Raw genomic sequence first — 26,520 nt, forward strand, 5'->3', positions numbered from 1 at the left:
AATTTTGTGTTGGAAAATGTAAAAATACTATGATTACACCTAGGGGGAATTATGCATGACCGATTGGTTTCAATTAGATAAAGAATATGTAATGTCTGCGTATCAACGCATGCCGGTTGCTATAGAAAAGGGAGAAGGTTGTAAGCTTTATGATGTGAATGGTAAAGAATATCTGGATTTATTTTCTGGTGTAGGAGTGAATATATTAGGTTACAATCATCCTAATCTTATAAAAGCTACCTTTGAACAAAGTACGAGATGTTTACATCTTCCCTTTCATTTCTTAAACCCAGCAGCTATTGAATACGCACAAAAATTAGTGGAACATTCTTTAAAGGATGGGAAAGTCTATTATACAACCTCTGGTGCGGAGGCTACTGAGGCAACCTTAAAATTGATCCACAAGTACAGACAGATAACAAACCAAGAACGTGATGGTGTGATTGTACTTAAAGAAAGCTTTCACGGACGTACATTAGGTGCTCTTCACTTTACAAGACAAGAAAGTATATATCAAAATTTTCCACGCACGTCTATTCCTGTATATGAAGTGGAACGAGAAAATTTAGAGGAATTAGAAAGAACGATACGCAAGGAAAATCCAATTGCTATTATGCTAGAGCCAGTATTAGGAAGCGGTGGGATATTCCCTTTGTCGGGTGAGTATTTAAAAGGTGTTGAAGAGCTTTGTAGACAGTATAATATGTTATTTATTGTTGACGAAGTACAAAGTGGTATAGGGAGAACTGGAAAATTGTTTGCTTATCAGCATTTTGATATTACACCTGATATAATTCAATTTGGTAAAGGAGCGGGAGGTGGTACACCGTTAGGAGGGATAATAGTAGGTTCACGACTTTATGATATATTCTCACCAGGTGATCATGGAACAACATTTGCACATTCACCGATTGGTACAGCTTTAGGTTTAGCTGTATTAAAAACATTAATTGACGATGGTTTAATGGAAAAGTCTTATGAAATGTCACTATATTTAAATACTAAACTTCAAGAAATTCAGAAGGAAAACCCTTATCTCATAAAAGAAGTACGTCATTGTGGGATGATGTTTGGAATTAGTATTCATGATACGAATGAATACGTAAAAAAACTGCAATTAGAATTATTAGATAAAGGAATGTTAGTTGATGTTACGCAAGGGAATGTTATTCGTTTACTCCCGCCTTATATTATTTCAAAAGAAGAAATCGATGAATTTATGTATCAGTTTACTTCTTGTATCTCGAAGTCAGTTGCATTGATAAGCTAATTGTTCTTCTATTTACGATTGTGACGTTTGAATAAAGTCGTACTGTTATATCCCTTTAGCTATTATTTTAGTTAAAGGGTATTTATTTTTTGATGAAAGGTATTGAACAGAAGAATAGAGTGTTTTGATTCATCTTTTTTCATACACTCGAACCCTACAGTAAATTTACGATTTGATACTCTGGCAAGTACGAATGAATGAAGAGAAGGTGTTCATATGAGTAATCCAAAGCATTATGTTTCAGCGGGGGTAGTTGTTGTAAACGATGAAGGAAAGATCCTGTTAATTCGTGGCCCGCGTAGGGGTTGGGAGCAACCAGGAGGGCAGGTTGAAGCAGGGGAATCTATTCAAGATGCTGCTATAAGAGAAGTGAAAGAAGAAACAGGAATTGATATTCATGTGACGAGGTTTTGTGGTATATATCAAAATCTAAGTTCAGGTGTTTGTGCGACTTGTTGGCTAGCAAAACCGATAGGTGGTAAGTTGGAAACAAGTAATGAGAGTTTAGAAGTCGGATTCTTTAAGGTTGAAGAGGCATTACAGATGGTTACATGGTCAAATTTTAAAGAGAGAATCGTAAAAAGTTTAGATGAAAAAGAGCAACCGTTTTTTGTAGCGTTTTAATTATATCCAAAACCTAGAGTAGAAAGAACGTAAAATATAGGTGTAGAGAGTTTTGAGATATACAATTCCGTTTGATGAAATGATAAAAAACGAGAAATCGATCAATTCTCGTTTTTTTTATTGGAAAAAATAGATCTTTATCATGTGTAATTTTTATTCATGAAATTATATTTCATTTTTTCTTACAGGATATGTTTAATCGCCTTTTCATGATTGAACCTGATTGTTTTTTATAGGTTCATATGTTTTATCTATTATTAAATTATAAGTAAGACCAAGTAATACTAAAAACCCACCAATCATTTTATCAATAGACACATCGCCTGAATTGAAAAAATCAATCAAAACTCCCGTAAATAATTGTCCTATAAAAATTAGCAATGTTAAATAAAAAGATGATATTTTAGGAGTAATATAGTTTGATAATACAATTACAATAACACCTACTAATCCCCCTAAATAGACTACAAATGGTATAGATTGTAATGTTGTATTTGATATGTGAAGAGATTCATTGCTAAAGAGTAAAAATAAAAAAGAAAAAAACAGTCCCGTAATATAATTAAAAAATGTCCCTTGGAAAATTCCGATCTTTGCTGCTAAGTTAGCATTAATAATTCTTGCAACTACAATGGAAATTCCAGCTAAAATGGCAATACAAATATATAACATAGTTCCATCCTCCATTAAAAAATAGTCATTACAACAATTCCTGAAGAAATCAGCAGTAATCCAAAGATTTTTTTCTTTTCAAATTTCACGACCTTCATACCTAATAAGCCGAAATGATCAATAATAATAGATGAAACAGATTGCCCAAGTAAACTTAAAGCGATGGTGATAGAAACGCCAAGTGCTGAAAAGCTTATATTACTAAACAATACAGTAAATACACCGATGGCCCCTGCGCTATAAAGATAAAGTGGTATCCCTTTTTGTATACGAAGTTTGGATTTGCTAGCGAGTAAAACAATGACAATGGCAACTAACCCAACAATATGAATCATTACACTAGACATATAGTTACCTGTTATTTCAGATAAGATCCCATTTAAAGGAATCATAATGGCGATGAAAGCACCTATAATAATTGAGAGTAAATTATACAATGACGTTTCCCCCTTACAAATTTATATGTAATGTATCATGATTAAATGGTGAGCTACTATGACATATGTCATAGTGAAAGGAAGAAATTTTCTTTATAATTAAAAAGAGCTATAGAGGCGGGAGATGTATGAAAAAAATATGTAATTTTTATAAGTTAGATGATTATGTGCAAAAAAATAAAATCGAATCATTTTTTAGTAATGACATGAAATCATATATGGAACTATTACTATTTAAAAAGAATGAACATATTTGTAAGGAGAATGAAGATATTCACTATTTATATTTCTTTGTTGAGGGGAAGGCAAAGGCATATAACACATTAAGTAATGGGAAATCGGTATTATTATGTTTTTATGACGGATTGCAAATATTAGGAGATGTAGAATTAATCCACTCTCAAAAAACAGCTTCGAATGTACAAGTAATGGTAGATTCTTATTGCATTGGAATTCCTTTAGAAAAAGTTAGAGAACAATTGCTCCAGGATGCAACCTTTTTACGATATATTTGTGGCTCTTTATCTCAGAAGTTAAATAGACTTTCAAAAAACAGTACGATAAATTTACTGTATCCTCTAGAGAATAGACTAGCAAGTTACATTCTTGCCACTGGAGAAAGCCTTACTCATAACGAACAAAGAATTATATTTACTGGGAATTTAACTGAAACGTCGGAATTGTTAGGAACAAGTTATAGACACTTATTACGAACATTAAATATCCTTTGTGATAAAAGCGTAATAAGAAAGAATGACGGGAACTTTGAAGTGATAAATATAGATTATTTAAAAGAGCTTGGGGCGGATGTTTATAAATAGAAGAAATAGAAAAGTAGGTTTGTAGTAGAATTTCAATAAGATAATAAAAATGAAGTTACTTAAAGAATATTTTTAAATTATTATATCGAATTTTAAAGCACAATCTTGATGATGAAATAGGTTCTTATCACTAAGATTGTGTTTTTTTATATTTACATATTGAGTAGAAAAAGAATTGTTTTCCTTGATTTGTAAAAAGAAAGTTTATATGATTGAATCAAACATATGAACATATGAACAATTATTCATATGTTTGATGATAAAAAGGAGGATGAAAAGATGCTAGATGTAATTATAATAGGAGCTGGTCAAGCAGGCCTAGCTATGGGATATTATTTGCAGCAAGGAAACTATAACTTTGTCCTATTAGATGGAGAAAAGAGAATTGGTGATTCATGGAGGAATCGATATGATTCTTTACAATTGTTTACACCAAGAGCTTATAGTGCATTGCCAGGTATGAGGCTAGAGGGAAACCAAAATGAATTTCCTACTAAAGATGAAATTGCGAATTATTTAGAAGCGTATGGTATGCACAGCGTTTTTCTTTACCAGTGAGTCTACATACAAATGTTTTCAAAATAAGAAAATCGGGGAATGAGTTTGAGGTGTATACTCTTAAAGAAGTGTTACGATCTAAACGAGTTATTATCGCATCAGGTGCTTTTCAGAGGCCTTTCATTCCTTCCATTTCTCAAAACCTGTCCAATGAACTTTTTCAAATTCATTCTTCACAATATCAATTTCCAAAACAAATCCCAGACGGACCAGTTCTTATAGTAGGAGGGGGGAATTCTGGTACACAAATCGCAGTAGAACTTGCGCAGTCTCGTGAAGTTACGATTGGAGTGAGCCATCCACTTTCTTTTTTGCCACTCAAAATAATGGGGAAAAGTATTTTTGCTTGGCTTGAGAAAATAGGTCTATTATATGCTGGAACCGATACAAGGCGGGGAAGATGGTTTCAGAAGCGGAAAGATCCTATATTTGGTTTTGAATGTAGGGAGCTTATTCGTAATGGAGTAATAATTGTAAAGCCAAAGGTAGTAAGTGTAATGCAGAATAAAATAGTATTTTCAGATGGTAGTACATGTAATTTCAAAAATATAGTATGGTCTACAGGGTTCATACCAAATTATGAGTGGATTGAAGTAGAAGGTGTAGTTAATCAAGCAGGATTACCCATTCATACAAGAGGTGTTAGCGGGGTGCAAGGGTTATACTATATTGGGTTACCGTGGCAACATCAAAGAGGATCAGCGCTTCTTTGTGGTGTAGGCCGAGATGCAGAATTTTTATTTTCAATTATTCAAAAAGAAGATTCAATGTTTAATAAAAGAATAAAAAAATAGATCGGTAGCAAATCCTACCGATCGACTATATGTACATGAATTAGGAGAGGCCAAACTTTTATTAAATTCATTATAATTCATTCTAATGAATGCGAAAACTAAAAAGTGACCTTTATATGTTGAGAAAGTTTTTTTGTACTGGAATATATGGAACATCAAGAATATTGTATGTGTAGTAGTCTGTATCATAGAAATTTTATAGAAAAACTTTAGAGAATACTAATACTATATTTTATATTCTTTTGAAATAAATTATGATAGATTTATAATATATACATATTTATGAAACTGTGTAAAAAAATGTTTTTACTCCTATCAATAGAGAGAGGGATATAATATGAAATTTGATGATCGACGTTTACTTGGAATTCGCTTGGGTTCTTTACTTATAACGGAAGAGAATCAATATTTAGTAATAAAGAAAAAAGAACATTATTCGTTATTAAACATTGAATCTTTAGAGTGTACACCTCTTGAAGTATCATTGGAGCATCTCGAAGAAATGCTCCAATGATACTTCAAGAAAGTATAAAGGAAATCATTGCACCGGAGCATTTGAAAATTGTGGCTAAAAATATTATATAAAGCAAAAGAAAATTATAAAGAAATGTTACTGTTGGAATAAAAAATGGAAAGCAGACAGTTAGTTTTTATTATAAATCAAGATATTTTTTGATAAAAAAGAAAGACCTATAATGCTGTACATCACATAAGGAAAGAGAGATAGTCATTTGCATATTAGTTTACATGCCGATTCGTCTAAATAGTTAGAGCTATAGAAAAGCTAGCATTTTGCTAGCTTTTTTATAATCATCTATGAATAGGTGGGAATTGTCATTGAATTGTCCTATAGCTCTAACAGTGTAACAATCTCTCCAATAATTCCTTCATTTTGATGAACACCTAAATCTGAGTTTGTCATAATGACAGCGCCAGTACCTCTATGTGGATAGGAAATCATTAAGCATTGAAAGCCAACACCCCAGCCAAGTGAGGAAATTTCTATTTCTTGATTTGAGTTATCAAGAAATACACCTAATCCAGTCCACTGTGAACAACCTTGAGAAGAAATCATTTCTTTAATTATTTTGGGAGAAAGACCGAGCTTACTATTGCCTTGCAAAGAATGGATGATTTCCATTACTAAAGCGGCTAAATCTGTTGGAGTTGACCAAATTCCTGCAGCAGCCGAATATGGATAGAATGGATACTTCCCATCTACTACATTTCCGTCCTTATTGTGCCCACAAGCAAAGCGATCATTTGTAATATTTTGTTTAGGACCTTCTAGTGTACTGTTACTCATATGTAAAGGTTCAAATATTAACTCTTGTAACAATAGAGTGAACTACTCACCACTTAGCTTCGCTTGAAGTGGGAGCTTCTTGGGAAGAGAGTATACTTGTTAGCGTATTTCTTTACTAACAGCGGTTTCTCTTATTTACCAAGCTATCCCCGTAGTTCCTACGGTTCGTGATTGTTATACGAAAATACCAGTTTCTGTTCTTGGTGAGAACCCACCGCATTTTAGCGATTGTGACTGTCTTACCATACCAACGTCAAGGCTTGGTTTTCGCTCGTTTGGTATGGGGCAAGTTGATTGAAGATTTTACAATACGAATCTTTTCTCGTATCAACCTCTTATCTTCAGTTTTCAAAGAACAATCTGTATACGTATAGTTTACGATAGCGCAATGAGAGATTTCAATTACTTTGGCTGACGCCAACCGAAAATTCATCTCCCACTTATCGTTGAGCTACGCCCTTCACACGATTGAAGTGAGAGAATTCTTTTCGGAAACCTAGTTAAAAAGAGCCCCAATTGACTGGGGCTCTTTTTTGCAGAACATATTTTTCTAACAAGGCGGGTTTGAACCAGAACCAACTTCCACTTGTTGCGTTTGTAAAACTTTTAAAGTAAGATCTAATACTACTTTTTCACGAATCTTATCAAATTCTTTATTTATAGGTGTAGGACATGGAGCGAAATCTAATTCAAAGAAATCTGCACGTATTAATTCACAAAACGGTTGCTCATTATAGAAAACAGTATTTTCAAAGAAAAACTTATCCAAACGAGGGAAATCGCCATCTTTAGGATTAATGAATTGTGATCTGTTTGCGGAACCAGCAGCGATAAGTGGAAGAGTGATGAAGTCATCTTCAGTTAAATCAGCAAAACCAGAAAATGGAACATTCGCAGTTCGATATTGAAGGCTTCCATTACAATCCTCAGTAGCATATTCAATATTTTTACGAATATAGCCTTCTACAAATAATTTTGCTCGCGTTACTTCACGGTATCCTGTTTCATTAAAGTCTTGGAACGCAACTGGTACAAGTTTACATTGTGTTAAAAATACATCCTTTAACACGCGTTTAATTTCAACTGCTGCAGGGCAAAGGTCAATATTTGCTTCTACGACAATTTGAATTGTTCTCTCTGCCAAAACAACCGGGATTTTTACCCGTGCACTTTGTCTAACAATAGCTGGTGCATCTGAATCATTAAGTGGAATTTGAGTTTGACCTGGAACTTGACATGGTACGTTAATTGGACATTTTTCACTCATATTTTACATTCTCCTCTTTATAAAAATTTTAGAGTTTTAAAAACTCATATGCTATAACTTATGTATATTTTTTATCAATGCTCTAGGCTTGTATAACAGCTGGCTATATTATTTATTTAAATGGTCATATATTTACAATAAATCGATGATGAACTTTTACGTGCTTATACAATAGAGGAAATTCCGCTTATTTTGTTAGAACATGCCGAGGAAGTTTGTTATCGACTACGTATGCAAAAGAAACTTGCTCAAACGATTCATTTGTCTAGTGGTTGTAGCAAAGATTTTAGTGGGAGGGGATGGGGAAAATTGATAATTCCTCGCATAAAAAAGGCTGATGACCGTAATCATCAGTTCCTTTTACTTGAAATGTTTTACAGGCTCCATTTTAAAATTATCCCCGCATGAACAAGACCTCCACCGAATCCGTACATAAGTAAAGTATCTCCATTATTGATTTTTCCATCTTTTAATCCAATATCGAGCGCCAACGGAATAGAAGCAGCAGAAGTGTTTCCACAATATTGGAGACTCATGAGTGTGCGATCAAGAGAAATACCAGTTCGTTCACAAATAGATTCAATCATTCTTAAATTCACGCTATGTGGAATGAACCAATCAACATCTGATGTATCTAAATGATTTTTTTGAAGTAATTCTTGTACGCCTTGTGGAACTGTATTTACAGCCCATTTGTAAACGGCTCTTCCATTTTGAACGAGGTAGGGTGTATCTTGTAACGCCTCTCCATTCATTGTTTTTGATAAGGCAGTTTGGTATAAGTTGACTCCACCAGAACCTTTAGACCCCATATGAGTTCCTAAAAAACTAGGGTTGTTTTCATCATATTCTACAAGGGCTGCACCAGCACCATCTCCGAAAAGTATGCAAGTAGTACGGTCGCTATAATCTGTAATTTTTGAAAGAGTTTCAGCACCAATAACGAGGATCTTTTTGTTTGTCCCGGAAGTAATGAGGCCGTTGGCAACAATTAGCCCATACACAAATCCAGCGCAAGCTGCACTAAGATCGATTGCTCCCGTATGAGGTATTTCAAAATGAGCCTGAACTTGACTTGCAGTATTTGGAAACATGTAATCAGGTGTAGCAGTTGCGACAATAATTAAATCAACGTCATCAACGGTAACGTGGAATCGATCAATTAAATTTTGAACAGCTCGGATACATAATGTTGTAGAGAATTCATCAGGGGAAGTAATTCTTCGTTCATGCATACCGGTACGTTGCACAATCCATTCATCTGTTGTTTCCACAAGGTTCGATAAATCTTCATTTGACAGTACTTTTTCAGGTACATAAGTCCCGACAGCTGTAATTCGCGCTCTTGAATTCATACAAATACCTCCTATTTACAACTAAGTTATAATACCTGGTTCTAATTATAAATAAAATTTCTTATTAATTCAATCATTCGCAAAATTAATTTGTTAATTGTATGATCTGAATATAGAATTGGATTTTTTAAAACAGTCTAAGCACTGGTTAGAAGAACGTGGAATTGAAGTAGTTGGAAGTCAAGGAAAAGGAAATCAAGAGCCGATTATTCAGCGCTGGATGCCTGCTGCTAGTGTATATTTTCTTGATTGTGATGGGAATAAATTGGAGTTTATATCGATGCTACAAGATGAGCCTGATGAGCTTGAATATGCATCATACTTAAGTGAATGGGAAAAAGAAAAAAGATAAGCATATAAAAATTTGCTTATCTTTTTTCTTTTTAGAAGTATTAGTGAACCATTCTCGTATTCACGTAAGCAGCTAATATAACATGTCCAATGATAATCATAGGAACAATAATTTGTGTATTCGGTGTAGTGAAGACGCTACCAATCGTTGCAACGACACCAGCTGCTAAGTTATAAAGACCAACTATTTTTGCTAATTTTTGTTTATCTCTCACACGTCGTTCATTAAATCCAGATAAGAGCCAAGTATTATTGCTTTACGCCTATAAAGTAAGATAATACGAAAGAGATAATAGCGATGATACATAAAGATAGAGAAGCAAAGAGGACCATAGTTACACCTCCGAAATAATATCATGTGCAGTCTATAAATCGCCTAGCACTTTTAGAAAGCTGACGATCTTTCAGCCATATAATCGATGATTCGGATTGAAAAGGGAAATCAATTAAATCTACTATTTTTATAAATTCTTGCGGGATATAAGATACAGCACTTTTAGGTAGAATAGAGGCCCCGATGCCAGCCATGATAAGCATAAGAATAAATGCTGAGTCAGGACATTCACATGCTATATTTAATTTTATACCAAGGCGCTGACATTCATCAATGACAAGTTGATGATAGCTGTCTGCTTTGTCTTTATGTAAAAGTAGGAGAGGGATATGATTTAGTTCGGTTATGGAGATTGGAAGTTGTGAATGATGTAGTTCCCATTTAGCAGGCATGACTAATACGAATGGCTCCTTTGATAAACAAATACTTAAAAAAACATCTTTATTAAATGGTGTACGCAAGACAGCGAGTTCAATATTCCGATTCTCTAACTGCTCTGTTAAGTATGAAGGACCTCCTTCCCATATTTTTAAGTGAACATTAGGGTAGTTTTCTTGAAAATAGCGGATTTTTTCAGAGAGAAAAGGAATGCAAGAGTGGAATGTTCCAATAGATAGATTCCCCCTCAATCCCTCACCAGTATCTTTAATTTCCGTAATTGTTTCTTCTAATTGATGAATAATATTTTTTGCTTTCGTATATAACATTTTACCTTCTTCAGTCAAATGCATATTTCGACCGTTTCGTTCAAATAAGCTTACCGATAATTCTTGCTCTAATAATGCCAGTTGTCTACTTAAGGGAGGCTGCGCCATATGAAGTCGGTGAGCAGCACGGGTAAGCTGCCTTTCTTCAGCGATGACAATAAAGTAACGAAGTTGTCTTATATCCATTTCCAATCCTCTTTCTATACCTTTTTTGTATACAAAAACAACCTTATAAATAGTTTTTATATAATATTTCACATGATATCATAAATAAAAGATTTTAAATATAGAAAATTCTAAAAATTTAAAATATGAAAGACTACTTTCAATAGAGTAATAACTTGAAAGTATATAGTATCGTTCCGAGGAGGAAATCTTTTATGAAAGTTTCGTTATTTATTACTTGTTTATCAGATGTGTTTTTTCCTCAAGTAGGTAGGAGTGTTGCGGAAATTATGGAACAATGTGGAGTGGAACTAGATTTTCCTGAAGGACAGACTTGTTGCGGGCAACCAGCTTACAATAGTGGATATCAAAAAGAAGCAAAGCTAGCAGCAAAGCAAATGATAAAAGCATTTGAACATAGCGAATATATTGTGACTCCTTCAGGGTCTTGTGCTAGCATGATTCATCATTATTATAAAGAGATGTTTAAGGATGATAGTGAATGGCATGAAAAAGCGATTCATTTAGCTAAAAGAACGTATGAGTTAACGGATTTCTTAATGAATGTACTGGGAAAATTTGATTTAGAATCTAAGTTATTTGAAACAGCTGTTTTTCATCAATCTTGTCATATGAGTCGTGGACTTGGTATAAAAGATGAACCACTTAAGTTACTATCACAAGTAGAAGGTCTAGATGTGAAGGAATTACCATATTGCCAAGATTGCTGTGGGTTTGGTGGTACTTTTGCAGTAAAAATGAGCCCGATTTCTGAAACGATGGTTGATGAAAAAATAAAACATATTGAGGTGGCAGAAGCCAATCTCCTAATTGGTGCGGACATGGGATGTCTCATGAATATTGGCGGGCGGCTGCGTAGAAAAAACAAAGATATTCAAGTTTTGCATGTAGCAGAAGTACTGGCGAAGGGGCTGAACAAATGAGCGTAGTGCAAAAACTAGAATTTTTGGGAAGAGTAGATAAAGCGTTGCACGATCAACAAATGAGAAGTGCGGTTCCATTTACACAAGATAGGCTTCGGATGGGACGGGAACAAGCGACACATGAATTAGGAAATATAGAGGAATGGCGTGAGGCAGCATCTGAAATTCGGATGCATACAATTGAAAATTTAGATAGCTATTTGGAACAATTAGCTACAAATGTTCGGAAAAATGGGGGGCATGTCCATTTTGCTTTCAAAGCAGAAGATGCCGTATCGTATGTTTCTGAAATCGCAAGAAAAAAAGGAGCAAAATCAGTAATTAAATCAAAATCTATGGTTTCAGAAGAAATACATCTCAATAAAAACTTAGAAGAGATGGGGTTAAAAGTGGTAGAGTCCGATCTTGGAGAATATATCATTCAATTAGCTGGAGAAGCTCCATCACATTTAATTGCTCCAGCCATCCATAAGACGAAGAAACAAGTAGCAGAGCTGTTTTCTAAGGAGGCTGGACGGAAGATACCAGTTGATACAAATCAATTACTACAATTTGCTAGAGAGCAATTGCGTAAAGAATTTTTAGAAGCTGATATTGGGATTTCAGGTTGCAACTTTGCTGTGGCAGAATCTGGATCTGTCGTTCTAATAAGTAATGAAGGAAATGCGCGTCTTACCACTACATTGCCAAAAGTTCATATCGCTATTATGGGAATGGAGCGTCTTGTTCCGACATGGAAAGATCTTGATGTTGTCGTTTCAATGTTAACAAGAAGTGCTACAGGCCAAAAGATTACATCTTATGTAACTGGAATTAATGGACCACGTTTATCAGAAGACATCGATGGACCTGAAGAATTTCATTTAATCATTCTAGACAACGGGCGATCCGATATTTTAGGAACCGCTTACCAAGAAGTGTTGAAGTGTATAAGGTGCGGAGCATGTGTAAATGTTTGCCCTGTATATCGCAATATTGGAGGACATGCGTATGGAAGTGTTTATAGTGGGCCGATTGGTGCGGTACTAGCTCCTTTATTAGAGGGTTACGAGGAATTAAAAGAATTGCCTTTTGCATCAAGTCTGTGCGGAGCATGTACAGATGTTTGCCCGGTAAAAATACCATTACATGATCTTCTCATTGAGCATCGTAAAGATGAGGTGGAACAAGGATTTATAACGAAGGCCGAGCAACTAGCCTTTAAAGGTTTTGCGTTTATGGCGAGCCATCCGTTCGTTTATGATAAAGCTATTAAAATGGCACATACAAGTTTATCGATATTTGCAAAAGATGGTTATATTACGAATGGACCTGGTCCATTAAAAGGTTGGACAGAAGGCAGAGACTTTCCAAAACCTGCGAAGCAATCATTCCGTGATTGGTGGAAAAAAGAAAAGAGGGATTCATAAAATGAAAACGAATGTACAAGAATCTTTTCTTAACAATATTGCGCGTAAACTAGGCCGGAACCGTCGCTCCGGGGTAACTCCTCCCAAGTGGAATAACAATCCATTAAGACACTTTCCTAAAGAGATAGATCACGAATGTTTAGTAGAGCAGTTTATTTCTAATTTGAATGCATTAAATACAGAAGTAAGTCATATATACCGCTCAGAAATAGAGAATGCACTTCAGTACGTTGTGCAAAAATTTGATATTCAATCGGCGGTGTATTGGGATGATGAGAGATTACATCAGCTTCAAATAGGAAAATATTTAACAGGGAATTTAGTTTCTCATCGAGTTTGGCAGAGTAAAGAAGATGAAAGAGACCTGCGGGATTACGCCGCAAGAGTGGATATGGGAATTACATATGCCGAAATGGGACTAGCTGAGACCGGAACTGTTGTTTTATGGAATGGTGGCGGACGTGGACGTTTAGTTAGTGTGTTGCCACCTGTTTATGTAGCAATCCTCTCAGAAAATACAATTTATAGACGTTTAACAGAAGGGGTAGCCGCAGTTCACGAACAGGTTTCAAATGGACTACCTGCCTGTATTAATTTTATTACTGGTCCAAGCCGTACAGGTGATATTGAAATGGAGTTAGCTTTTGGAGTTCATGGTCCTGGAAAGGTTCATGTCATTCTATTAAAGGATTAGAGAGAAAACAATAGTATACGAGGGAGGGAGTGGATTTTGATGAAGAACAAATTTCGCTATTATATTTTTGCAATGCTCACATTGATCACGATGGTTAATTATATTGATCGCGGAGCCATCGCATATGCGCAGTCTTTCATCATAAAAGAATACGGATTTGATCCGAAAGAATGGGGAGCTATATTAGGATATTTTGGTTACGGTTACATGATTGGTTCTTTACTTGGAGGCATTTTCTCAGATAAAAAAGGGCCGAAATTTGTATGGATCGTCGCAGCTACCACCTGGTCTGTTTTTGAAATTGCTACAGCCTTTGCAGGTGAAATAGGAATTGCTATTTTTGGCGGTTCTGCTTTAGCTGGATTTGCTCTTTTCCGAGTTTTATTTGGATTAACAGAAGGGCCATCTTTCGCCGTTTCGAATAAGACAGCAGCAAACTGGGCAGCACCAAAAGAAAGAGCTTTTCTAACATCCCTTGGTTTTGTTGGTGTTCCGTTAGGCGCAGTATTAACTGCACCTGTAGCGGTTATGTTACTGTCTTTTACAAGCTGGAAGATGATGTTCTTTATCCTTGGTGCAATAGGTGTTATATGGGCGGTTATATGGTATTTTACTTTTACCAGTATGCCTGAAGATCACCCGCGAGTGACGAAAGAAGAACTAGCTGAAATACGAAGTTCTGAAGGTGTGCTTCAATCAGTAAAAGTAGAGAAAGGAATAAAAAAAGAGCCATGGTATTCATTTTTTAAAGTGCCAACGTTCGTTTTGGTTACACTGGCATATTTTTGTTTCCAGTATATAAATTTCTTAATATTAACTTGGACGCCAAAATATTTACAAGATGTATTTCATTTTGAATTATCTTCTCTTTGGTATCTTGGTATGATTCCTTGGCTTGGAGCTTGTATTACATTGCCTCTAGGAGCAAAGCTATCCGATCGTATTTTACATAAAACAGGAAACCTTCGTTTAGCTCGAACAGGGTTGCCGATTGTTGCTTTATTACTTACAACGATTTGTTTTAGTTTAATTCCAGCGATGGATAATTATGTAGCTGTACTAGCACTCATGTCACTTGGGAATGCATTTGCTTTCTTACCAAGTTCATTATTTTGGGCAATTATTGTTGATACGGCACCTGCTCAATCAGGGACCTATAGTGGGATTATGCATTTCATCGCTAATATTGCGACAATTTTAGCTCCTACCTTAACTGGATACTTAGTTGTAAGTTATGGATATCCTTCGATGTTTATCGTAGCTGCAATTTTGGCCGCTATTGCAATGGGAGCGATGTTATTTGTGAAACCAGGGCAGCAAACTAGGCCTGAAAGTTTGTTTAACTGGAGGAGTAAGGAGAGGCTGGAGGAGCCTCGTACGAACATTTAAAATCATTTTTGTGGAAAACGAGTTGTATGTAAACTCGTTTTTTCATTTGCCTAAAATGAATGATTTTTATAGTAAAATATAATGGGGTGGAAAAAATTGAAAAAAGGTTGGGGATAATGTATGTATACAGTTGGACAGTTTTCAACAATATGTGGTGTATCAATTAAAACGCTACATCATTATGATGCAATTCACCTTGTAAAACCTTTGCATACTGATTCTGTAACAGGGTATCGATATTATGATTATGAGCAAATAAAAACTTTGCAATATGTAAAAAAATTAAAGAGTTTCGGTTTTTCATTACAAGAAATAAAGGAAGTTATAGAAGGCCATGATGATGCCGAATTAGTGAATCATTTGCAAGAAAAGGCTCTACAATTAGAGAAGAAAATGATTAAAATACAGCAAACTTTGGAAGGGATTAATCAATCTATTGATGATTTGAACAAAAGTGAGCCGTTTGTAACTGTTTCGAATGTAACAGAATGTTTTGAAGAATTACGAGAAAGGCAATGGGTTTATGGTATTCGAGAAAAGATATGTACAAGAGAAATCGATTTTGTTGTAAAAAAATTGTTTGAAAGGTTATTTGCATATGGGCTAGAAGTAGATGGGAAAATGATGAGTGTTTTTCATCAATTTAATAAAGGGAATATACCAATAGATTTAGAAGTTTGTATACTTATAAAAGAGTACGATCGTGCACTTTCAAATGTTCGGTGTTTAGAAGGGGGAAAACATATTTGCGTGATTGTAAAAGGACCCTATTCGGAATTAGGAACTGCATATGAAAAAATAATGAATTTCATTGAGGAAAAAGGGTATGTAGTAAGGAATTCACCTTTTGAAGTGTATGAACAGGGAGTGTTTACTGAACAAATCGATTATAGAAACATTCGGCCTGATTTCAAACATAATCCGTTACAATTTATAACGAAAGTGTGTTTTCCAGTCTATTCTTAATTGACCCTCCTGTTACAGGAGGATATATCCTAGCCTTAGTAAGAGAAAAGGAGAGGATTATATGTATCATCCAAGGCTACGCGGAACACATTATGAGATGGGAAAACATTATGCAAGTATTTTATATAAAAATGGATTTCGGTTTCCAAAGGTTTCAAAAGAAAAATTAGCTTTTGGGAAACAAAGTCATGTGCTATTAAATGATTTCTATCCAAAATTAATAGAAGAAATGAAAGGGTTTGCTGAAGGGTGTCATGTAACGTATGAAGAGATAAGTTCTTTTATATTGAGTATAGGTGTATTCGAACCGGAGGCGCAATGTAGTATATTTGCATTTTATAACGGTTCAGAAGTGATTATGGGAAGAAACTATGATTTGATTTTAGACCTAAAAAAATATACCGAGAGTTCCCTCGTTTGTCCTAACCATAAATATTCGTACGTTGGGCATTCTGATGTATTTTTAGGGAAAGTAGATGGGATGAATGGAAAAGGGTTGGCAGTGGCAATTACGCTTGTACAAAGTGAATATAAAGAAGTGGGATTAAATTTTTATGTGGCAGTTCGTAAAATATTAGAAAATGCAAGTACGGTAGAAGAGGCGATACATATTTTAAGGAGATTTCCGTCTTCAATCTGTAATAACTACTTATTAGCTGACGGGGCAGGGAATATGGCAGTAGTAGAAAAAGCACCACATAACATGTTTGTACGGAGACCGAGAGAGAATGAAGATTTTATTATTTGTACAAATCATTTTGTAAGTAAAGACATGATTGCCTTACAACAAAATGTTGATAATGATTGGAGTAAATCTCAAAATAGATATACATATATAGAAGAGCGGTTAAGAAAGACTCCACAGTTAAATCGAGAAAGTGCACAGGGCATCTTATCGAATAGTAAAGAGTATGTCTGTTTAAATCTGAAAAAATATAATTTTGGGACATTATATTCAGTCGTGTATGAATTAAATAATTTGAGAATACATCGTGCAGAAGGACAGCCGAATCGTTGTAAATATAAAAAAGATAGTAGATTGGTAGAAGAAATTTATAAAAAGAGAAGGGGAATATAAAGTGAAGCTTTCTGAATTTCAGCAATATGTATCAAATTTTAGTAAAGAAAAAGGGTTTGATGATACGACGATTGAGAAGCGTACAATGTATTTAATGGCTGAACTAGGGGAACTAACAGAAGCGGTATTAAAACGAAATGAAGATAAGAATGCAAAAAGAGAAATAGGGTTAGAAATGTTCGATGTGATTTGGAATGTATGTGACCTAGCGAATAAATTAGAAATTGATTTAGAGAAATCGTTTCAGGAAAAGATGGAAATCAATCGAGATAGAGAGTGGTAAAGCTACCTATAAAAAGTATGGAGGGGTGTGAATAGATGACAGGACCAATATTGCAAAATGTGCTTATTAAGCGGTTTGATGAAATGAAATTGGTGGGATTTCGAGTTCTCTGTTCTGGAGAGGAATATATACATGAAATACCGAAAGCATCGATGCGTTTAAGTAAACGTATGAATGAAATTAAACATGTAATGAATCCGTCGTTACAATATGGAGCATTTGTTGTAGAGAATCATTCAGCCGAAGAAGATGGATATTGGGTTTGTATAGAAGTGAAAAAGTACGAAGATATTCCTGCTGGGATGGTATCTTTAACAATTCCGTCACAAAGATACGCAATTTTAAGATATCAAGGATCTAATGAAAAGATTATGTATGCTTATACTAACTTACATAAGTGGATTGAAGAATATAAGTATAGAAGGCTAAAAGATAAATGGCACTTAGAAATATTTTATAGTTGGAATGACTCAAAGAATGTGGCTGTAGAGTTATTAGATACGATTGAATGATATAGATTGAAAAATAATGTACACAAAAATGCTCAGAACACCAAGTTTTGAGCATTTTTGTAAGTTGAAAAATAATTGTAATCGCAGATGAGATACATAAAATTCTCCATACTAGTTGCGATGTATGTGTTGAATATTGTAAAATGATATTGGTACTAAAAATACTAAACAAGTACCATGGGTTTAGGAGGAGGGTTATGAAACAAAGAATCTTAACAGAAACAACTCATCAAATTCAAACGAAGGGGTTTACATTTACAATTAGTGACTTAGCAAAACAACTAGCTGTAAGTAAGAGGACAATCTATGAGCACTTCTCTTCGAAGGATGAAATCGTAGATGAAGTTATTCGTAATGTAATAGAAAGTATTCAAGAAAAGGAAAAAGATATCGCTGATGATGAAACGTTACAAACAGTTGAAAAAATAAGACGCATCTTAATTTGTATTCCACAACAATTTAAATTCATGGATGCACGTTTATTAGTAGAACTAAAAAAATATCATTATAATCAATGGCTGAAATTAGATCAGTTTTTACGTGAAGGCTGGTCTACTGTAATTCGGTTAATAGAAGAGGGAATGAGAGAAGGGAGTATTAGACAGATTCAGATTCCGTTTTTTATTGAATTATATTTAGGAGCACTGAATCGCATATATGATCCTATGTTTATTGAAAAGAGTAATTATACATTGGGGAGTATGCTTGAATCTATTATGGACATGTTGCTGTACGGAATTTCTAATTCAAAATAGAAGGTGGGAAAATAATGCAGTGGATTTATTTATGCTTAGCAATTTTATTTGAAGTAGCGGGTACAACTGCGATGAAACTATCTGATGGATTAACGAAACTTGTCCCAAGTATTCTTATTTTTGTATTTTATGTAGTAAGCTTTTCATTTCTGTCATTTGCATTAAAGGGACTGGAGGTATCCGTTGCATATGCGGTTTGGTCAGGTATGGGAATTGTAACGATTACAATCATTGGTTTCTTTTATTTTGGAGAAAGTATCAATGTGATTAAGATACTAGCGATGTTTTTTATTTTAATTGGAGTCGTGATCTTAAATTTTAGTAGTACGGCGCATGAAGAGAAGAAAAAAGAAGTAGTGGAGGAACGTATACATTGAATCGTTTAAAATATTTTTTCCTTATTACTGATATTGGATTTATTATATATTGGTTCATAACAATTTTTCATATGATTCCACAAGAATATTTGTTTAAAGATTATCAAAATCCTATTTTAGTAGCATGGAACTGGTCTTTTCTACCATTGGATTTATTCATCTCATTTACGGGATTTTTAAGTTTGTATTTGTATGCTAAACAAAAGCATACTTGGAGCCATTTTGCGTTCTTATCATTAATTTTAACTTTTTGTTCAGGATTACAAGCTCTAGCATTTTGGACAATCCGTTTAGATTTCGATATTTCTTGGTGGCTTCCTAATTTATATTTATTACTTTATCCATGTTTTTTCTTAAAAGGTATTTGGAGAGAATGTGGATGGTATGGGGCTAACATGAGATAATAGCGAAAGGAATTCAATAGGTAGGATTGTAATGGAGGAAGAAGATGAATTTGAAATATAAATGTTTGATATTAGATCATGATGATACAGCAGTGAAAAGTACACCGGATATACACTATCCATCTTTTATAGAAGCTTTACAGGATTTAAGACCAGATGAAAAGCCATTATCATTAGAAGAGTTTGTTTCAAATTGTTTTCATCCTGGTTTTTTGAGTTTGTGTAAAGATATTATTGGTTTCACGCCAGAAGAACAAGAGCACCAACAAAAGGTTTGGAAAAAATACACGGAATCGAAAATTCCAGACTTTTATGAAGGATTTCCTGAATTGGTACAGGAGTTTAAAAAACAAGGTGGTATTGTAACTGTTGTTTCTCATTCTGAAAGTAGTCGTATTAAAAGAGACTATGAAAAACACTGTGGGTTTGTTCCAGATGCAGTGTTTGGATGGGAGTTAGAAGAAAATCAGAGAAAGCCACATCCGTATCCAGTGAAAAAGATTTTGTCTATGTTTCATCTACATGAAGATGAAGTCATTGTGTTAGATGATTTAAAACCTGCACTGGAAATGGCGAAGAGCTGTAACGTTACATTTGCAGCAGCTGGTTGGTCGCATCATATTCCGAAAATTAGAAAGCAGATGGAAGAGGAATCTGAGTATTATTTTGAGAGTGTAGAGAATTTCAAACAATTTATTTTTGGAGAGTAAAAGGAGAAGAATTTGGTTATATGCCAAATTCTTTTTTTTATTTATGTTTACATTAGATATATTTGCAGCTATTGAAATGATTGAGTCAATAACTGTAAGCCGAGAAAGGTAGAGGTAGTAAGAAAATTTTGTCATTTAGAATTTGTTTTTTAGATGTATAATGAAAATGGGGAGGGATTACATGAAGTGTAAAAGGTTATTAAATATAATAACGATTGCTGTGTTATTGATATTGTCTGCTTGTACTGAAAAAGAGGCAGCAAAACCAGCAGAGGAGAAAACAGAATCTCAGAAAAAAAATAAAGCGCTTAATGAAAAAGATAAAGCTTCTACAGAGAAAAAACAAGATGGACAAAAGAAGGAAGAGGGACAAATTGGTATTCAAACAACAGTAGAAGAATTGAAACAATATATTGATAAACGTGGATACATACTTTACACAGATCATCCGATTCGCCGTGTTACGAGTGAAGATGGACGAACAACTGATATATCTAATTATGGTGATTTAATTGTAAATGCTCGTACGGGAGAACCACTGGAAAATGCGCCAAGTGATTTGATTAAGGATGGATTTGCATTTATGACTGTAGGACAGGATCCCTCGTTTCAATATAAATCATGGGATGAAATATCAAATTTAGAAAGAGCACTTGTAAAGGCAGTATACGTATCTATTCGGGCGCTTCGTGTATTAGAAGCACCCGCAAGACAAGGGGATTTTTCAAATGATGAGATTACAGGCGCGCTTGCATATCTTCGGAAAGGGGGAGAATTTGATTATATGGCTCCTGCAGCACAATCGGAAACAGATTCAGGATTATATGAAAAGTATGAAATCATGAAGAAAAGTTGGCGTGAGTTGGCAAACATTGAAAAACCAGAAGAAAATAAAGTGGCCTTTTCAGAAGCGTATGAAAAAGCGCGGCAAGAGACGAATAATATGATAGGTGTTTTAAATATTTTATTATCTAAAAACTATGAGGAGCGTCTATCAAAGCTTCCAAGTAAATAAGGATATATGTCTAAAAAAGAAAATGAGGAGAAGTAATACTTATGAGGAAAGAACCCTTTATTAAGGGTTCTTTCACTTTTTCTACTTTGTTAATTTTTTGACTTGATGATCTTTTCCCCATTCGCACAGTTCATTCATAATTTGAATTAAAGATTTTCCATATTCACTTATTGTGTATTCAACCCTTGGTGGAACTTCTTGATATACAGTACGATGGATAATCCCATCAGCTTCAAGTTGGCGCAATTGTTGCGTCAGAACTTTTTGTGTAATATCTGGGATGGCACGTTTCAGTTCGTGTGTCCGCTGCTTTCCGTTCATGAGAATGCATAAAATACTACTCTTCCATTTTCCCCCGATGACTTCAAGGGTAGTAGCGATAGGGACGTTATGATTCTGATTCATCTTCATATGACACCTCCATAGGTACTTTGAGGTTCCTATAGTACCTGAAAGTACGTACTTTTCAATTATATGTAACTAATACATACTAATACTAAAGGATTTCATTTTTTATAAGGGGGAAAATAATTGATGAAAACACTTGTAATTGTAGCACATCCTAATATTGAAGAGTCACGGATTAATAAAAGATGGAAAGAAGAATTAGAGAAATATTCGAATGAAATAACAGTACATGAATTGTATAAAGCAGCTCCTAATTGGGAATTCGATGTTGAGCATGAACAAAGGCTATTATTAGAACACGATCGCTACATATTTCAGTTTCCATTCTATTGGTATAGTTCACCACCATTATTAAAAAAGTGGTTTGATGATGTACTCACATACGGTTTCGCGTATGGTTCTACAGGAGATAAAGTACGTAATAAAGAATTTGGTTTGGCCATTTCTATAGGTGGATTAGAAACTCAGTACAAGGATGGGGTTACAATGAAAGAACTAACAAAACCATTCCAAGCGACTTGTCTATATACGGGGATGAAATTCATACCAACATTTACGTTGTATGGAGCTGAGTACGAACTAAAGGATGAAGAGATCGAAAGAAGTGCAGCCGAGTATGTAAAATATATTATGAATAAAAGTAATCTCTATATTTGATTTAAAAATATCCCGATCCTTTTATAGGTATCGGGGTATTTTTATTTGAAAAATAAATTTTATTAAGTTTAATCTTTAGCAAATTAATAGTTAATGTAGTAAAATAAAAATCTAAAAAATGAAAAGGGGCGTTTTTTTTGAGCACGATGCAACAACTTTTACAAAAAAGAGCAAAATATTCAGCCAATAGAGAGGCACTTGTTGGAGGTGGGAAAAGATATTCGTTTAAAGAGTATAATGAGCGAGTAAATCAATTGGCACATTTCTTATTAGGACTAGGTATTCAAAAGGGAGATCGTATAGGGATTATGTGTAAGAATAATCATCCATTCCCGACAATTATGATGGCAAGCTTAAAAATTGGTGCAATACTTATCCCATTTAACCATCAGCTTACTTCTTATGAATTAGAAACGATTATACAAGAAGCAAAATTAAAAATGTTATTCTATGATACTGAGTTTAAAGCAGTATTATCTAAAATTGATGCAGTAAAAGAGATTCTAATGACAATAGAGACTGGACGCGAGATGGATGTGGCATCGTCATTTGAACGATTGCTACAAGAGCAGTCTAAAAATGAACCAGTTGTAACTGTTCATGAAGATGATGATGCCATCTTCTTATTCACTTCTGGAACAACAGGAAATGCGAAAGCATGTGTAATTGGTCATAAAAATTTACATAACTATTTTACTGAAATTGCAGGGCAACAGAAAATTCCAGCGGGACAACGTTTTCTTTCTGTACATCCGCTTTTCCATATGAGCGGTGTTCTTTCTATATTGAATTGTATTTATCATGGGATTACGATGATTTTCCTTTATGATTCTGATCCTGCTCTTATTTGGGATACAATTGAGAAAGAGAACATTACAACGATGCTTGCATTTCCGGCTGTATATAGTTATATGTTGGATGAGTTAAATAAAAAAGAACGTAATATTTCTTCTTTCAAAGTAGCACAGAGTGGTGGAACAAAAGTATCTGAAAGTATTATACAGCGCTATGCAGAAAAAGGAATATTTATGGTTCAAGGTTACGGAAGTACAGAAGGATGGGTTGTTAGCTCGTGGCGACCAGACATGGGGAAAGAAAAAATGTCTTCTGTAGGAAAGCCGATTAAGAATGTGGAAATAAAAATTATTCACCCCGACACAGGTGACGAATTACCTAAAAAGGAAGTTGGAGAAATTCTTGTAAGAAGTCCATATATGTTTAAAGGCTATTGGAATAATGAAAAGGCGACAAAAAAAGTCTTAAAAGATAGCTGGTTTTATATGGGAGATGCCGGCATGATAGATGAAGATGGCTTCTTATATATAATGGGAAGATATAAAGATGTTATTGTACACGGCGGCGATAATGTATACCCAGATCAAGTAGAAGAAGTAATCCATGAAATGAATGGTGTATTGGAAGTTGCTGTGGTAGGAATCACTGATGAATTTTGGGGAGAGATTCCAAGAGCTTATATCGTCAAAGACATTCACACACTTTTAACAGAAGAAGAGGTCATTCAGTACTGTAAACAAAAATTAGCAAGCTATAAAATACCGCAAGTCATGTTTGTTGATAGTTTACCGAAAAATGCGTTAGGTAAAGTATTAAAGAGAGAGTTGAAAAGTGGTGTTTTAATAAAATAAAAATAATAAGTCCAGTTATGTTTTGTGCATAACTGGACTTTTGTTTATTCCGAGATTATATTGATTTACTAAATTTTGTAATTCGATTAAAATGATAAAGAAAATTCTAATAATAAATAATATTTCTTCGGAAATAGAATTTATAGCATTGAATATGGAGGAAGAGATAAACATTGAGAAAGTCATTGTTACAAATAGAGACGGAACAACTTATTATTCGTCTTTTTCAAGAAGATGACTATAACAGTTGGGGGAAGGAGCATGCAACATATACAATTGGATAATAGATACGCATCATGAAGTTTCAGGTAAATTCATTGATCCATCTTTAGGAGAGTTAGATTGGTAGTTTCAATTTTTGTATAGAAAGGTGAACGCAATGTATGATCTTACAACCGTTCAAAATATATTTGGTCCCTCGAAAAAAGTATTAAGTGGTTTACCAACTGCAATAACAATTGAAGAAACGGAAGAAGATGTATTGTATAATTCTCAACATTATAAAGAGAAGATAAAAAGATTCGTAGAGGTTTGTTCAAGTTGGAATGTAAAAAGAGCAAGCATTTTACTAGATAAAAGATTCAACAGTTATACTCCGAGTGCAAAAGTGTTACGTGAATTTGATTTTCAGCTTTATGCAGCAAAAATAGAGGTGTTTCGCAAAGCCTCGGATATCGTAACTCTAGAAAAACTGTATGATTTTCGCTCTATAGATGAAGGGACGTTGTCGGAAGCGGAATTTAAGTCGCTTTGGGAGCGATGTATGTCAGGTTCGGATAATCAATCGTCCATTCTTCATATCAATGAACATTTTTACACTATACAAACAGAATTAGGTGAGGGATGGGAAAAATCATGTATTGCTTTTTATGATAAGGAGCAACCAATCGGAATATCTATTCCTCATATTGAACCTGGCACGAAAGAGGAGGGGCGATTATTTTATTTCGGACTATTGCCGGAGGAACGTGGAAACGGAATTAGTACCCATATCTATCTTCAATCTTTACATTTGTTAAAGCAAAGGGGAGCTACCTATTATATAGGAAGTACCCATATGACAAATGAAAAGATGCAAAAGGTTTTTTGGAAAAACGGCTGTTCTAAAAGGGCAGAAACGGAATTGTATTGTAAAAATTTCAAATAGATTCAGGAGATGAGAAAATGAAGAAAGTGAAAGTTTTCCATTATGATGCATTCAGTAATAAACCAAATATGGGAAATCCAGCTGGTCTTGTAATAGATGCAGAAGGATTAACAGATGATGAAATGCAGCTTATAGCAAAAAAAGTAGGATTTAACGAAACGTCTTTTGTGCTTCCTTCCAATGTAGCTGATGTAAGGATCCGTTATTTTACACCAGGACATGAAATGAATCTTTGTGGACATGCGACAGTGGGAACGATTTATGCGCTTCATGAAAGGGGACTATTGAAAGGGAAGAGAGATCTCACAATAGAAACGAAAGCAGGAGTATTACCAGTACATATAAATGTAGATGAGAATGGAGAAGCCTTTGTTAGGATGAGACAAGTGGCACCAAAGTTTCAAAAGTTTGATGGTTCCATTGAAGATTTAGTTCACAGCATTGGACTTCATGAAAAGGATTTAGATAAAACGCTGCCAATTGTGTATGGAAGTACTGGGATTTGGACTTTACTAGTTCCAATTAAAACGTTGGATGCTTGTCAAAGAATGATACCAAATACTGAGAAGTTTCCATCTATTCTAAAAGAAATACCAACGGCGTCCATTCATCCTCTTTGTTTAGAAACGTATGATGAGAAAGCACATATGCATGGGCGTCATTTTTCATCACCTTATTCTGGGACGATAGAAGATCCAGTGACCGGAACTGCTTCTGGTGTAATGGGGGCTTACTATGCTGAATTTTTGAGGCAAGATTTTGATAGTGAAATGACATTTCTTATTGAACAAGGACAAGAAATGAATAAGGATGGTCGGATCGCTGTTTATGTGAAAAGAGACGAGAAAGATGATTCGCTACAAATTGAGATTTCTGGAACTGCTGTGTATGTAAAAGAATTTCAAATTTGGATTTAAAAAAGTTCAGTATATAACCGAACTTTTTTATCTGTTTAAAACTTCAATAAAAGAGGCATTTCCGTTTTGTCTCATTACAGAATGGAAATTTTTATTTTCTAACGTTTCAGCAACTTGTTCTAACTGATGTACATCATCATGATGAATTAATAAACTATCTGCTCCAGTTTCTTCAATGTGAATATGTTCGACATTACCAATGGCTTCGTGTACGACTTGTAAAAAATCGTGCTTCATATATAGAACCTCCTATATGTACATGTATTTTTTATAGCATGCCCGTATTTAGCAAAATTAAAAGTTGGCGGGAATACGAGTAAGGTTCATTGTTTCATGCTTCTAATTTCAAGCAGGTTTTCATGACATGAAAATAAAATATGTATAAGGAAAAGCAGTGTCAAAAGGAGAATGGAAATGAATGTAGTGGAGTTAAAAAAATCAATTGAAATCTGAGTGGCTACATTATTGGTTTCAGAAGAATACGAATTAATTTTCTATAATATAGAGATTCTTAAAGGGTTTTTCTTGTATTTGTCAAATACAAATAA

The 26,520-nt window shown here is 34.4% G+C and carries 27 protein-coding genes and 7 pseudogenes; 25 read left to right on the plus strand and 9 right to left on the minus strand.

The features are described 5' to 3' along the window. The first annotated feature begins 55 nt into the window (after positions 1 to 55). Both Y7E_RS0112790 and Y7E_RS0112795 read left to right on the plus strand, forming a co-directional pair. Positions 56 to 1,270 carry an aspartate aminotransferase family protein gene (locus Y7E_RS0112790; RefSeq protein ID WP_017151651.1) on the plus strand — a complete coding sequence of 405 codons (1,215 nt, stop codon included), beginning with the start codon at positions 56 to 58 and terminating at the stop codon, positions 1,268 to 1,270. Positions 1,271 to 1,486: 216 nt separating this feature from the next. Beyond that, positions 1,487 to 1,894: an NUDIX hydrolase gene (locus Y7E_RS0112795; RefSeq protein WP_017151652.1), complete on the plus strand. Its 408-nt coding sequence runs from the start codon at positions 1,487 to 1,489 to the stop codon at positions 1,892 to 1,894. A 207-nt stretch (positions 1,895 to 2,101) separates the two neighbouring features. Here the strand turns inward: Y7E_RS0112795 and Y7E_RS0112800 are convergent, their stop codons facing one another. Together Y7E_RS0112800 and Y7E_RS0112805 are read right to left on the minus strand one after the other, a co-directional pair. Continuing rightward, positions 2,102 to 2,566, minus strand: a complete 465-nt coding sequence (locus tag Y7E_RS0112800) for a DMT family transporter (RefSeq protein ID WP_017151653.1) — start codon at positions 2,564 to 2,566, stop codon at positions 2,102 to 2,104. Positions 2,567 to 2,580: 14 nt separating this feature from the next. Further along, positions 2,581 to 3,003: a DMT family transporter gene (locus Y7E_RS0112805; protein WP_017151654.1), complete on the minus strand. Its 423-nt coding sequence runs from the start codon at positions 3,001 to 3,003 to the stop codon at positions 2,581 to 2,583. Between the two features lie 128 nt (positions 3,004 to 3,131). On the opposite strand from Y7E_RS0112805, the gene Y7E_RS0112810 reads away from it, so the two are divergent. The 3 genes and pseudogenes from Y7E_RS0112810 (at position 3,132) to Y7E_RS29655 (ending at position 5,761) form a co-directional block, all read left to right on the plus strand. Beyond that, entirely contained in the window at positions 3,132 to 3,824 is a 693-nt protein-coding gene (locus Y7E_RS0112810) for a cyclic nucleotide-binding domain-containing protein (RefSeq protein WP_017151655.1), read from the plus strand. A gap of 279 nt (positions 3,825 to 4,103) precedes the next feature. Continuing rightward, positions 4,104 to 5,176 (plus strand): annotated as a pseudogene (locus Y7E_RS29650) (flavin-containing monooxygenase). A gap of 337 nt (positions 5,177 to 5,513) precedes the next feature. Further along, positions 5,514 to 5,761 (plus strand): annotated as a pseudogene (locus Y7E_RS29655) (hypothetical protein). A gap of 262 nt (positions 5,762 to 6,023) precedes the next feature. Here the strand turns inward: Y7E_RS29655 and Y7E_RS29660 are convergent. Then, a pseudogene (locus tag Y7E_RS29660) lies at positions 6,024 to 6,524 on the minus strand (serine hydrolase domain-containing protein); the annotation flags it as partial. 508 nt (positions 6,525 to 7,032) lie between these two features. Then, complete coding sequence (locus Y7E_RS0112830; protein WP_017151658.1) at positions 7,033 to 7,749, minus strand: CsxC family protein; 717 nt, start codon at positions 7,747 to 7,749, stop codon at positions 7,033 to 7,035. Positions 7,750 to 7,902: 153 nt separating this feature from the next. Here Y7E_RS0112830 and Y7E_RS34340 point away from each other — a divergent pair. After that, a pseudogene (locus Y7E_RS34340) lies at positions 7,903 to 8,043 on the plus strand (DinB/UmuC family translesion DNA polymerase); the annotation flags it as partial. An 80-nt stretch (positions 8,044 to 8,123) separates the two neighbouring features. Here the strand turns inward: Y7E_RS34340 and Y7E_RS0112835 are convergent. Further along, positions 8,124 to 9,104 (minus strand): ketoacyl-ACP synthase III, encoded by a 981-nt coding sequence (locus tag Y7E_RS0112835; protein WP_017151659.1) that lies wholly within the window; start codon positions 9,102 to 9,104, stop codon positions 8,124 to 8,126. Positions 9,105 to 9,219: 115 nt separating this feature from the next. On the opposite strand from Y7E_RS0112835, the pseudogene Y7E_RS29665 reads away from it, so the two are divergent. Further along, positions 9,220 to 9,456 (plus strand): annotated as a pseudogene (locus Y7E_RS29665) (VOC family protein); the annotation flags it as partial. Positions 9,457 to 9,496: 40 nt separating this feature from the next. Here Y7E_RS29665 and Y7E_RS29670 read toward each other — a convergent pair. Further along, positions 9,497 to 9,788 (minus strand): annotated as a pseudogene (locus Y7E_RS29670) (DUF3784 domain-containing protein). Between the two features lie 21 nt (positions 9,789 to 9,809). After that, complete coding sequence (locus Y7E_RS0112850) at positions 9,810 to 10,682, minus strand: LysR family transcriptional regulator (protein WP_017151662.1); 873 nt, start codon at positions 10,680 to 10,682, stop codon at positions 9,810 to 9,812. Between the two features lie 194 nt (positions 10,683 to 10,876). Between Y7E_RS0112850 and Y7E_RS0112855 the strand changes: the two genes are divergently transcribed. From Y7E_RS0112855 to Y7E_RS0112915, 13 genes are all read left to right on the plus strand, one after another. Beyond that, entirely contained in the window at positions 10,877 to 11,605 is a 729-nt protein-coding gene (locus tag Y7E_RS0112855) for a (Fe-S)-binding protein (RefSeq protein WP_017151663.1), read from the plus strand. Beyond that, positions 11,602 to 13,014, plus strand: a complete 1,413-nt coding sequence (locus Y7E_RS0112860) for a LutB/LldF family L-lactate oxidation iron-sulfur protein (protein ID WP_017151664.1) — start codon at positions 11,602 to 11,604, stop codon at positions 13,012 to 13,014. The genes Y7E_RS0112855 and Y7E_RS0112860 overlap by 4 nt, the downstream gene beginning before the upstream one ends. A gap of 1 nt (position 13,015) precedes the next feature. Then, a complete protein-coding gene (locus Y7E_RS0112865) occupies positions 13,016 to 13,708 on the plus strand; it encodes a LutC/YkgG family protein (protein ID WP_017151665.1) in 693 nt (230 codons plus the stop codon). 39 nt (positions 13,709 to 13,747) lie between these two features. Next, on the plus strand, positions 13,748 to 15,097 hold the full coding sequence (locus Y7E_RS0112870) for an MFS transporter (protein ID WP_051128655.1): 1,350 nt from the start codon (positions 13,748 to 13,750) through the stop codon (positions 15,095 to 15,097). Between the two features lie 120 nt (positions 15,098 to 15,217). Beyond that, positions 15,218 to 16,063 carry a MerR family transcriptional regulator gene (locus tag Y7E_RS0112875; RefSeq protein ID WP_017151667.1) on the plus strand — a complete coding sequence of 282 codons (846 nt, stop codon included), beginning with the start codon at positions 15,218 to 15,220 and terminating at the stop codon, positions 16,061 to 16,063. A 61-nt stretch (positions 16,064 to 16,124) separates the two neighbouring features. Further along, positions 16,125 to 17,141, plus strand: a complete 1,017-nt coding sequence (locus Y7E_RS0112880; protein ID WP_017151668.1) for a C45 family autoproteolytic acyltransferase/hydrolase — start codon at positions 16,125 to 16,127, stop codon at positions 17,139 to 17,141. Position 17,142: 1 nt separating this feature from the next. After that, positions 17,143 to 17,424: a MazG nucleotide pyrophosphohydrolase domain-containing protein gene (locus tag Y7E_RS0112885; protein ID WP_017151669.1), complete on the plus strand. Its 282-nt coding sequence runs from the start codon at positions 17,143 to 17,145 to the stop codon at positions 17,422 to 17,424. Between the two features lie 35 nt (positions 17,425 to 17,459). After that, positions 17,460 to 17,936: a GyrI-like domain-containing protein gene (locus Y7E_RS0112890; RefSeq protein ID WP_017151670.1), complete on the plus strand. Its 477-nt coding sequence runs from the start codon at positions 17,460 to 17,462 to the stop codon at positions 17,934 to 17,936. A 197-nt stretch (positions 17,937 to 18,133) separates the two neighbouring features. Further along, on the plus strand, positions 18,134 to 18,691 hold the full coding sequence (locus Y7E_RS0112895) for a TetR/AcrR family transcriptional regulator (protein WP_017151671.1): 558 nt from the start codon (positions 18,134 to 18,136) through the stop codon (positions 18,689 to 18,691). A 14-nt stretch (positions 18,692 to 18,705) separates the two neighbouring features. Continuing rightward, positions 18,706 to 19,068, plus strand: a complete 363-nt coding sequence (locus tag Y7E_RS0112900) for a DMT family transporter (RefSeq protein WP_017151672.1) — start codon at positions 18,706 to 18,708, stop codon at positions 19,066 to 19,068. Beyond that, positions 19,065 to 19,472 carry a DUF5360 family protein gene (locus tag Y7E_RS0112905; protein ID WP_017151673.1) on the plus strand — a complete coding sequence of 136 codons (408 nt, stop codon included), beginning with the start codon at positions 19,065 to 19,067 and terminating at the stop codon, positions 19,470 to 19,472. The genes Y7E_RS0112900 and Y7E_RS0112905 overlap by 4 nt, the downstream gene beginning before the upstream one ends. Before the next feature lie 44 nt (positions 19,473 to 19,516). Then, positions 19,517 to 20,182: an HAD family hydrolase gene (locus Y7E_RS0112910; protein WP_017151674.1), complete on the plus strand. Its 666-nt coding sequence runs from the start codon at positions 19,517 to 19,519 to the stop codon at positions 20,180 to 20,182. Between the two features lie 181 nt (positions 20,183 to 20,363). Continuing rightward, on the plus strand, positions 20,364 to 21,197 hold the full coding sequence (locus tag Y7E_RS0112915) for a hypothetical protein (RefSeq protein WP_017151675.1): 834 nt from the start codon (positions 20,364 to 20,366) through the stop codon (positions 21,195 to 21,197). A gap of 81 nt (positions 21,198 to 21,278) precedes the next feature. Here Y7E_RS0112915 and Y7E_RS0112920 read toward each other — a convergent pair whose 3' ends face one another. Next, positions 21,279 to 21,602, minus strand: a complete 324-nt coding sequence (locus tag Y7E_RS0112920; protein ID WP_026049199.1) for a winged helix-turn-helix transcriptional regulator — start codon at positions 21,600 to 21,602, stop codon at positions 21,279 to 21,281. Between the two features lie 129 nt (positions 21,603 to 21,731). On the opposite strand from Y7E_RS0112920, the gene Y7E_RS0112925 reads away from it, so the two are divergent. The 5 genes and pseudogenes from Y7E_RS0112925 to Y7E_RS0112945 all read left to right on the plus strand — a co-directional run bounded on the left by Y7E_RS0112925 (position 21,732) and on the right by Y7E_RS0112945 (position 25,972). After that, entirely contained in the window at positions 21,732 to 22,262 is a 531-nt protein-coding gene (locus Y7E_RS0112925) for an NAD(P)H-dependent oxidoreductase (RefSeq protein WP_017151677.1), read from the plus strand. A gap of 137 nt (positions 22,263 to 22,399) precedes the next feature. Continuing rightward, positions 22,400 to 23,908, plus strand: a complete 1,509-nt coding sequence (locus tag Y7E_RS0112930) for a class I adenylate-forming enzyme family protein (protein WP_017151678.1) — start codon at positions 22,400 to 22,402, stop codon at positions 23,906 to 23,908. A 253-nt stretch (positions 23,909 to 24,161) separates the two neighbouring features. Then, positions 24,162 to 24,257 (plus strand): annotated as a pseudogene (locus Y7E_RS35140) (SDR family NAD(P)-dependent oxidoreductase); the annotation flags it as partial. Positions 24,258 to 24,287: 30 nt separating this feature from the next. Continuing rightward, positions 24,288 to 25,055: a GNAT family N-acetyltransferase gene (locus Y7E_RS0112940; protein ID WP_017151680.1), complete on the plus strand. Its 768-nt coding sequence runs from the start codon at positions 24,288 to 24,290 to the stop codon at positions 25,053 to 25,055. A gap of 17 nt (positions 25,056 to 25,072) precedes the next feature. Then, positions 25,073 to 25,972 (plus strand): PhzF family phenazine biosynthesis protein, encoded by a 900-nt coding sequence (locus Y7E_RS0112945; protein ID WP_017151681.1) that lies wholly within the window; start codon positions 25,073 to 25,075, stop codon positions 25,970 to 25,972. Between the two features lie 27 nt (positions 25,973 to 25,999). Here the strand turns inward: Y7E_RS0112945 and Y7E_RS0112950 are convergent, their stop codons facing one another. Then, entirely contained in the window at positions 26,000 to 26,209 is a 210-nt protein-coding gene (locus Y7E_RS0112950; RefSeq protein WP_017151682.1) for a hypothetical protein, read from the minus strand. Between the last annotated feature and the right edge of the window lie 311 nt (positions 26,210 to 26,520).

Origin of the sequence: Bacillus bingmayongensis (genome assembly GCF_000299035.1) — a bacterium.
GTDB lineage: Bacteria > Bacillota > Bacilli > Bacillales > Bacillaceae_G > Bacillus_A > Bacillus_A bingmayongensis.

Bases quoted from the DNA above. Each gene is read 5' to 3' on its own strand.
- Y7E_RS0112950 (WP_017151682.1), bottom strand. From the start codon at position 26,209: ATGAAGCACGATTTTTTACAAGTCGTACACGAAGCCATTGGTAATGTC.
- Y7E_RS0112870 (WP_051128655.1), top strand. From the start codon at position 13,748: ATGAAGAACAAATTTCGCTATTATATTTTTGCAATGCTCACATTGATC.
- Y7E_RS0112795 (WP_017151652.1), top strand. From the start codon at position 1,487: ATGAGTAATCCAAAGCATTATGTTTCAGCGGGGGTAGTTGTTGTAAAC.
- Y7E_RS0112900 (WP_017151672.1), top strand. From the start codon at position 18,706: ATGCAGTGGATTTATTTATGCTTAGCAATTTTATTTGAAGTAGCGGGT.
- Y7E_RS0112875 (WP_017151667.1), top strand. From the start codon at position 15,218: ATGTATACAGTTGGACAGTTTTCAACAATATGTGGTGTATCAATTAAA.
- Y7E_RS0112915 (WP_017151675.1), top strand. From the start codon at position 20,364: ATGAAGTGTAAAAGGTTATTAAATATAATAACGATTGCTGTGTTATTG.
- Y7E_RS0112925 (WP_017151677.1), top strand. From the start codon at position 21,732: ATGAAAACACTTGTAATTGTAGCACATCCTAATATTGAAGAGTCACGG.
- Y7E_RS0112855 (WP_017151663.1), top strand. From the start codon at position 10,877: ATGAAAGTTTCGTTATTTATTACTTGTTTATCAGATGTGTTTTTTCCT.
- Y7E_RS0112890 (WP_017151670.1), top strand. From the start codon at position 17,460: ATGACAGGACCAATATTGCAAAATGTGCTTATTAAGCGGTTTGATGAA.
- Y7E_RS0112860 (WP_017151664.1), top strand. From the start codon at position 11,602: ATGAGCGTAGTGCAAAAACTAGAATTTTTGGGAAGAGTAGATAAAGCG.
- Y7E_RS0112850 (WP_017151662.1), bottom strand. From the start codon at position 10,682: ATGGATATAAGACAACTTCGTTACTTTATTGTCATCGCTGAAGAAAGG.
- Y7E_RS0112865 (WP_017151665.1), top strand. From the start codon at position 13,016: ATGAAAACGAATGTACAAGAATCTTTTCTTAACAATATTGCGCGTAAA.
- Y7E_RS0112945 (WP_017151681.1), top strand. From the start codon at position 25,073: ATGAAGAAAGTGAAAGTTTTCCATTATGATGCATTCAGTAATAAACCA.
- Y7E_RS0112830 (WP_017151658.1), bottom strand. From the start codon at position 7,749: ATGAGTGAAAAATGTCCAATTAACGTACCATGTCAAGTTCCAGGTCAA.
- Y7E_RS0112790 (WP_017151651.1), top strand. From the start codon at position 56: ATGACCGATTGGTTTCAATTAGATAAAGAATATGTAATGTCTGCGTAT.
- Y7E_RS0112910 (WP_017151674.1), top strand. From the start codon at position 19,517: ATGAATTTGAAATATAAATGTTTGATATTAGATCATGATGATACAGCA.
- Y7E_RS0112940 (WP_017151680.1), top strand. From the start codon at position 24,288: ATGTATGATCTTACAACCGTTCAAAATATATTTGGTCCCTCGAAAAAA.
- Y7E_RS0112810 (WP_017151655.1), top strand. From the start codon at position 3,132: ATGAAAAAAATATGTAATTTTTATAAGTTAGATGATTATGTGCAAAAA.
- Y7E_RS0112835 (WP_017151659.1), bottom strand. From the start codon at position 9,104: ATGAATTCAAGAGCGCGAATTACAGCTGTCGGGACTTATGTACCTGAA.
- Y7E_RS0112895 (WP_017151671.1), top strand. From the start codon at position 18,134: ATGAAACAAAGAATCTTAACAGAAACAACTCATCAAATTCAAACGAAG.
- Y7E_RS0112880 (WP_017151668.1), top strand. From the start codon at position 16,125: ATGTATCATCCAAGGCTACGCGGAACACATTATGAGATGGGAAAACAT.
- Y7E_RS0112920 (WP_026049199.1), bottom strand. From the start codon at position 21,602: ATGAATCAGAATCATAACGTCCCTATCGCTACTACCCTTGAAGTCATC.
- Y7E_RS0112800 (WP_017151653.1), bottom strand. From the start codon at position 2,566: ATGTTATATATTTGTATTGCCATTTTAGCTGGAATTTCCATTGTAGTT.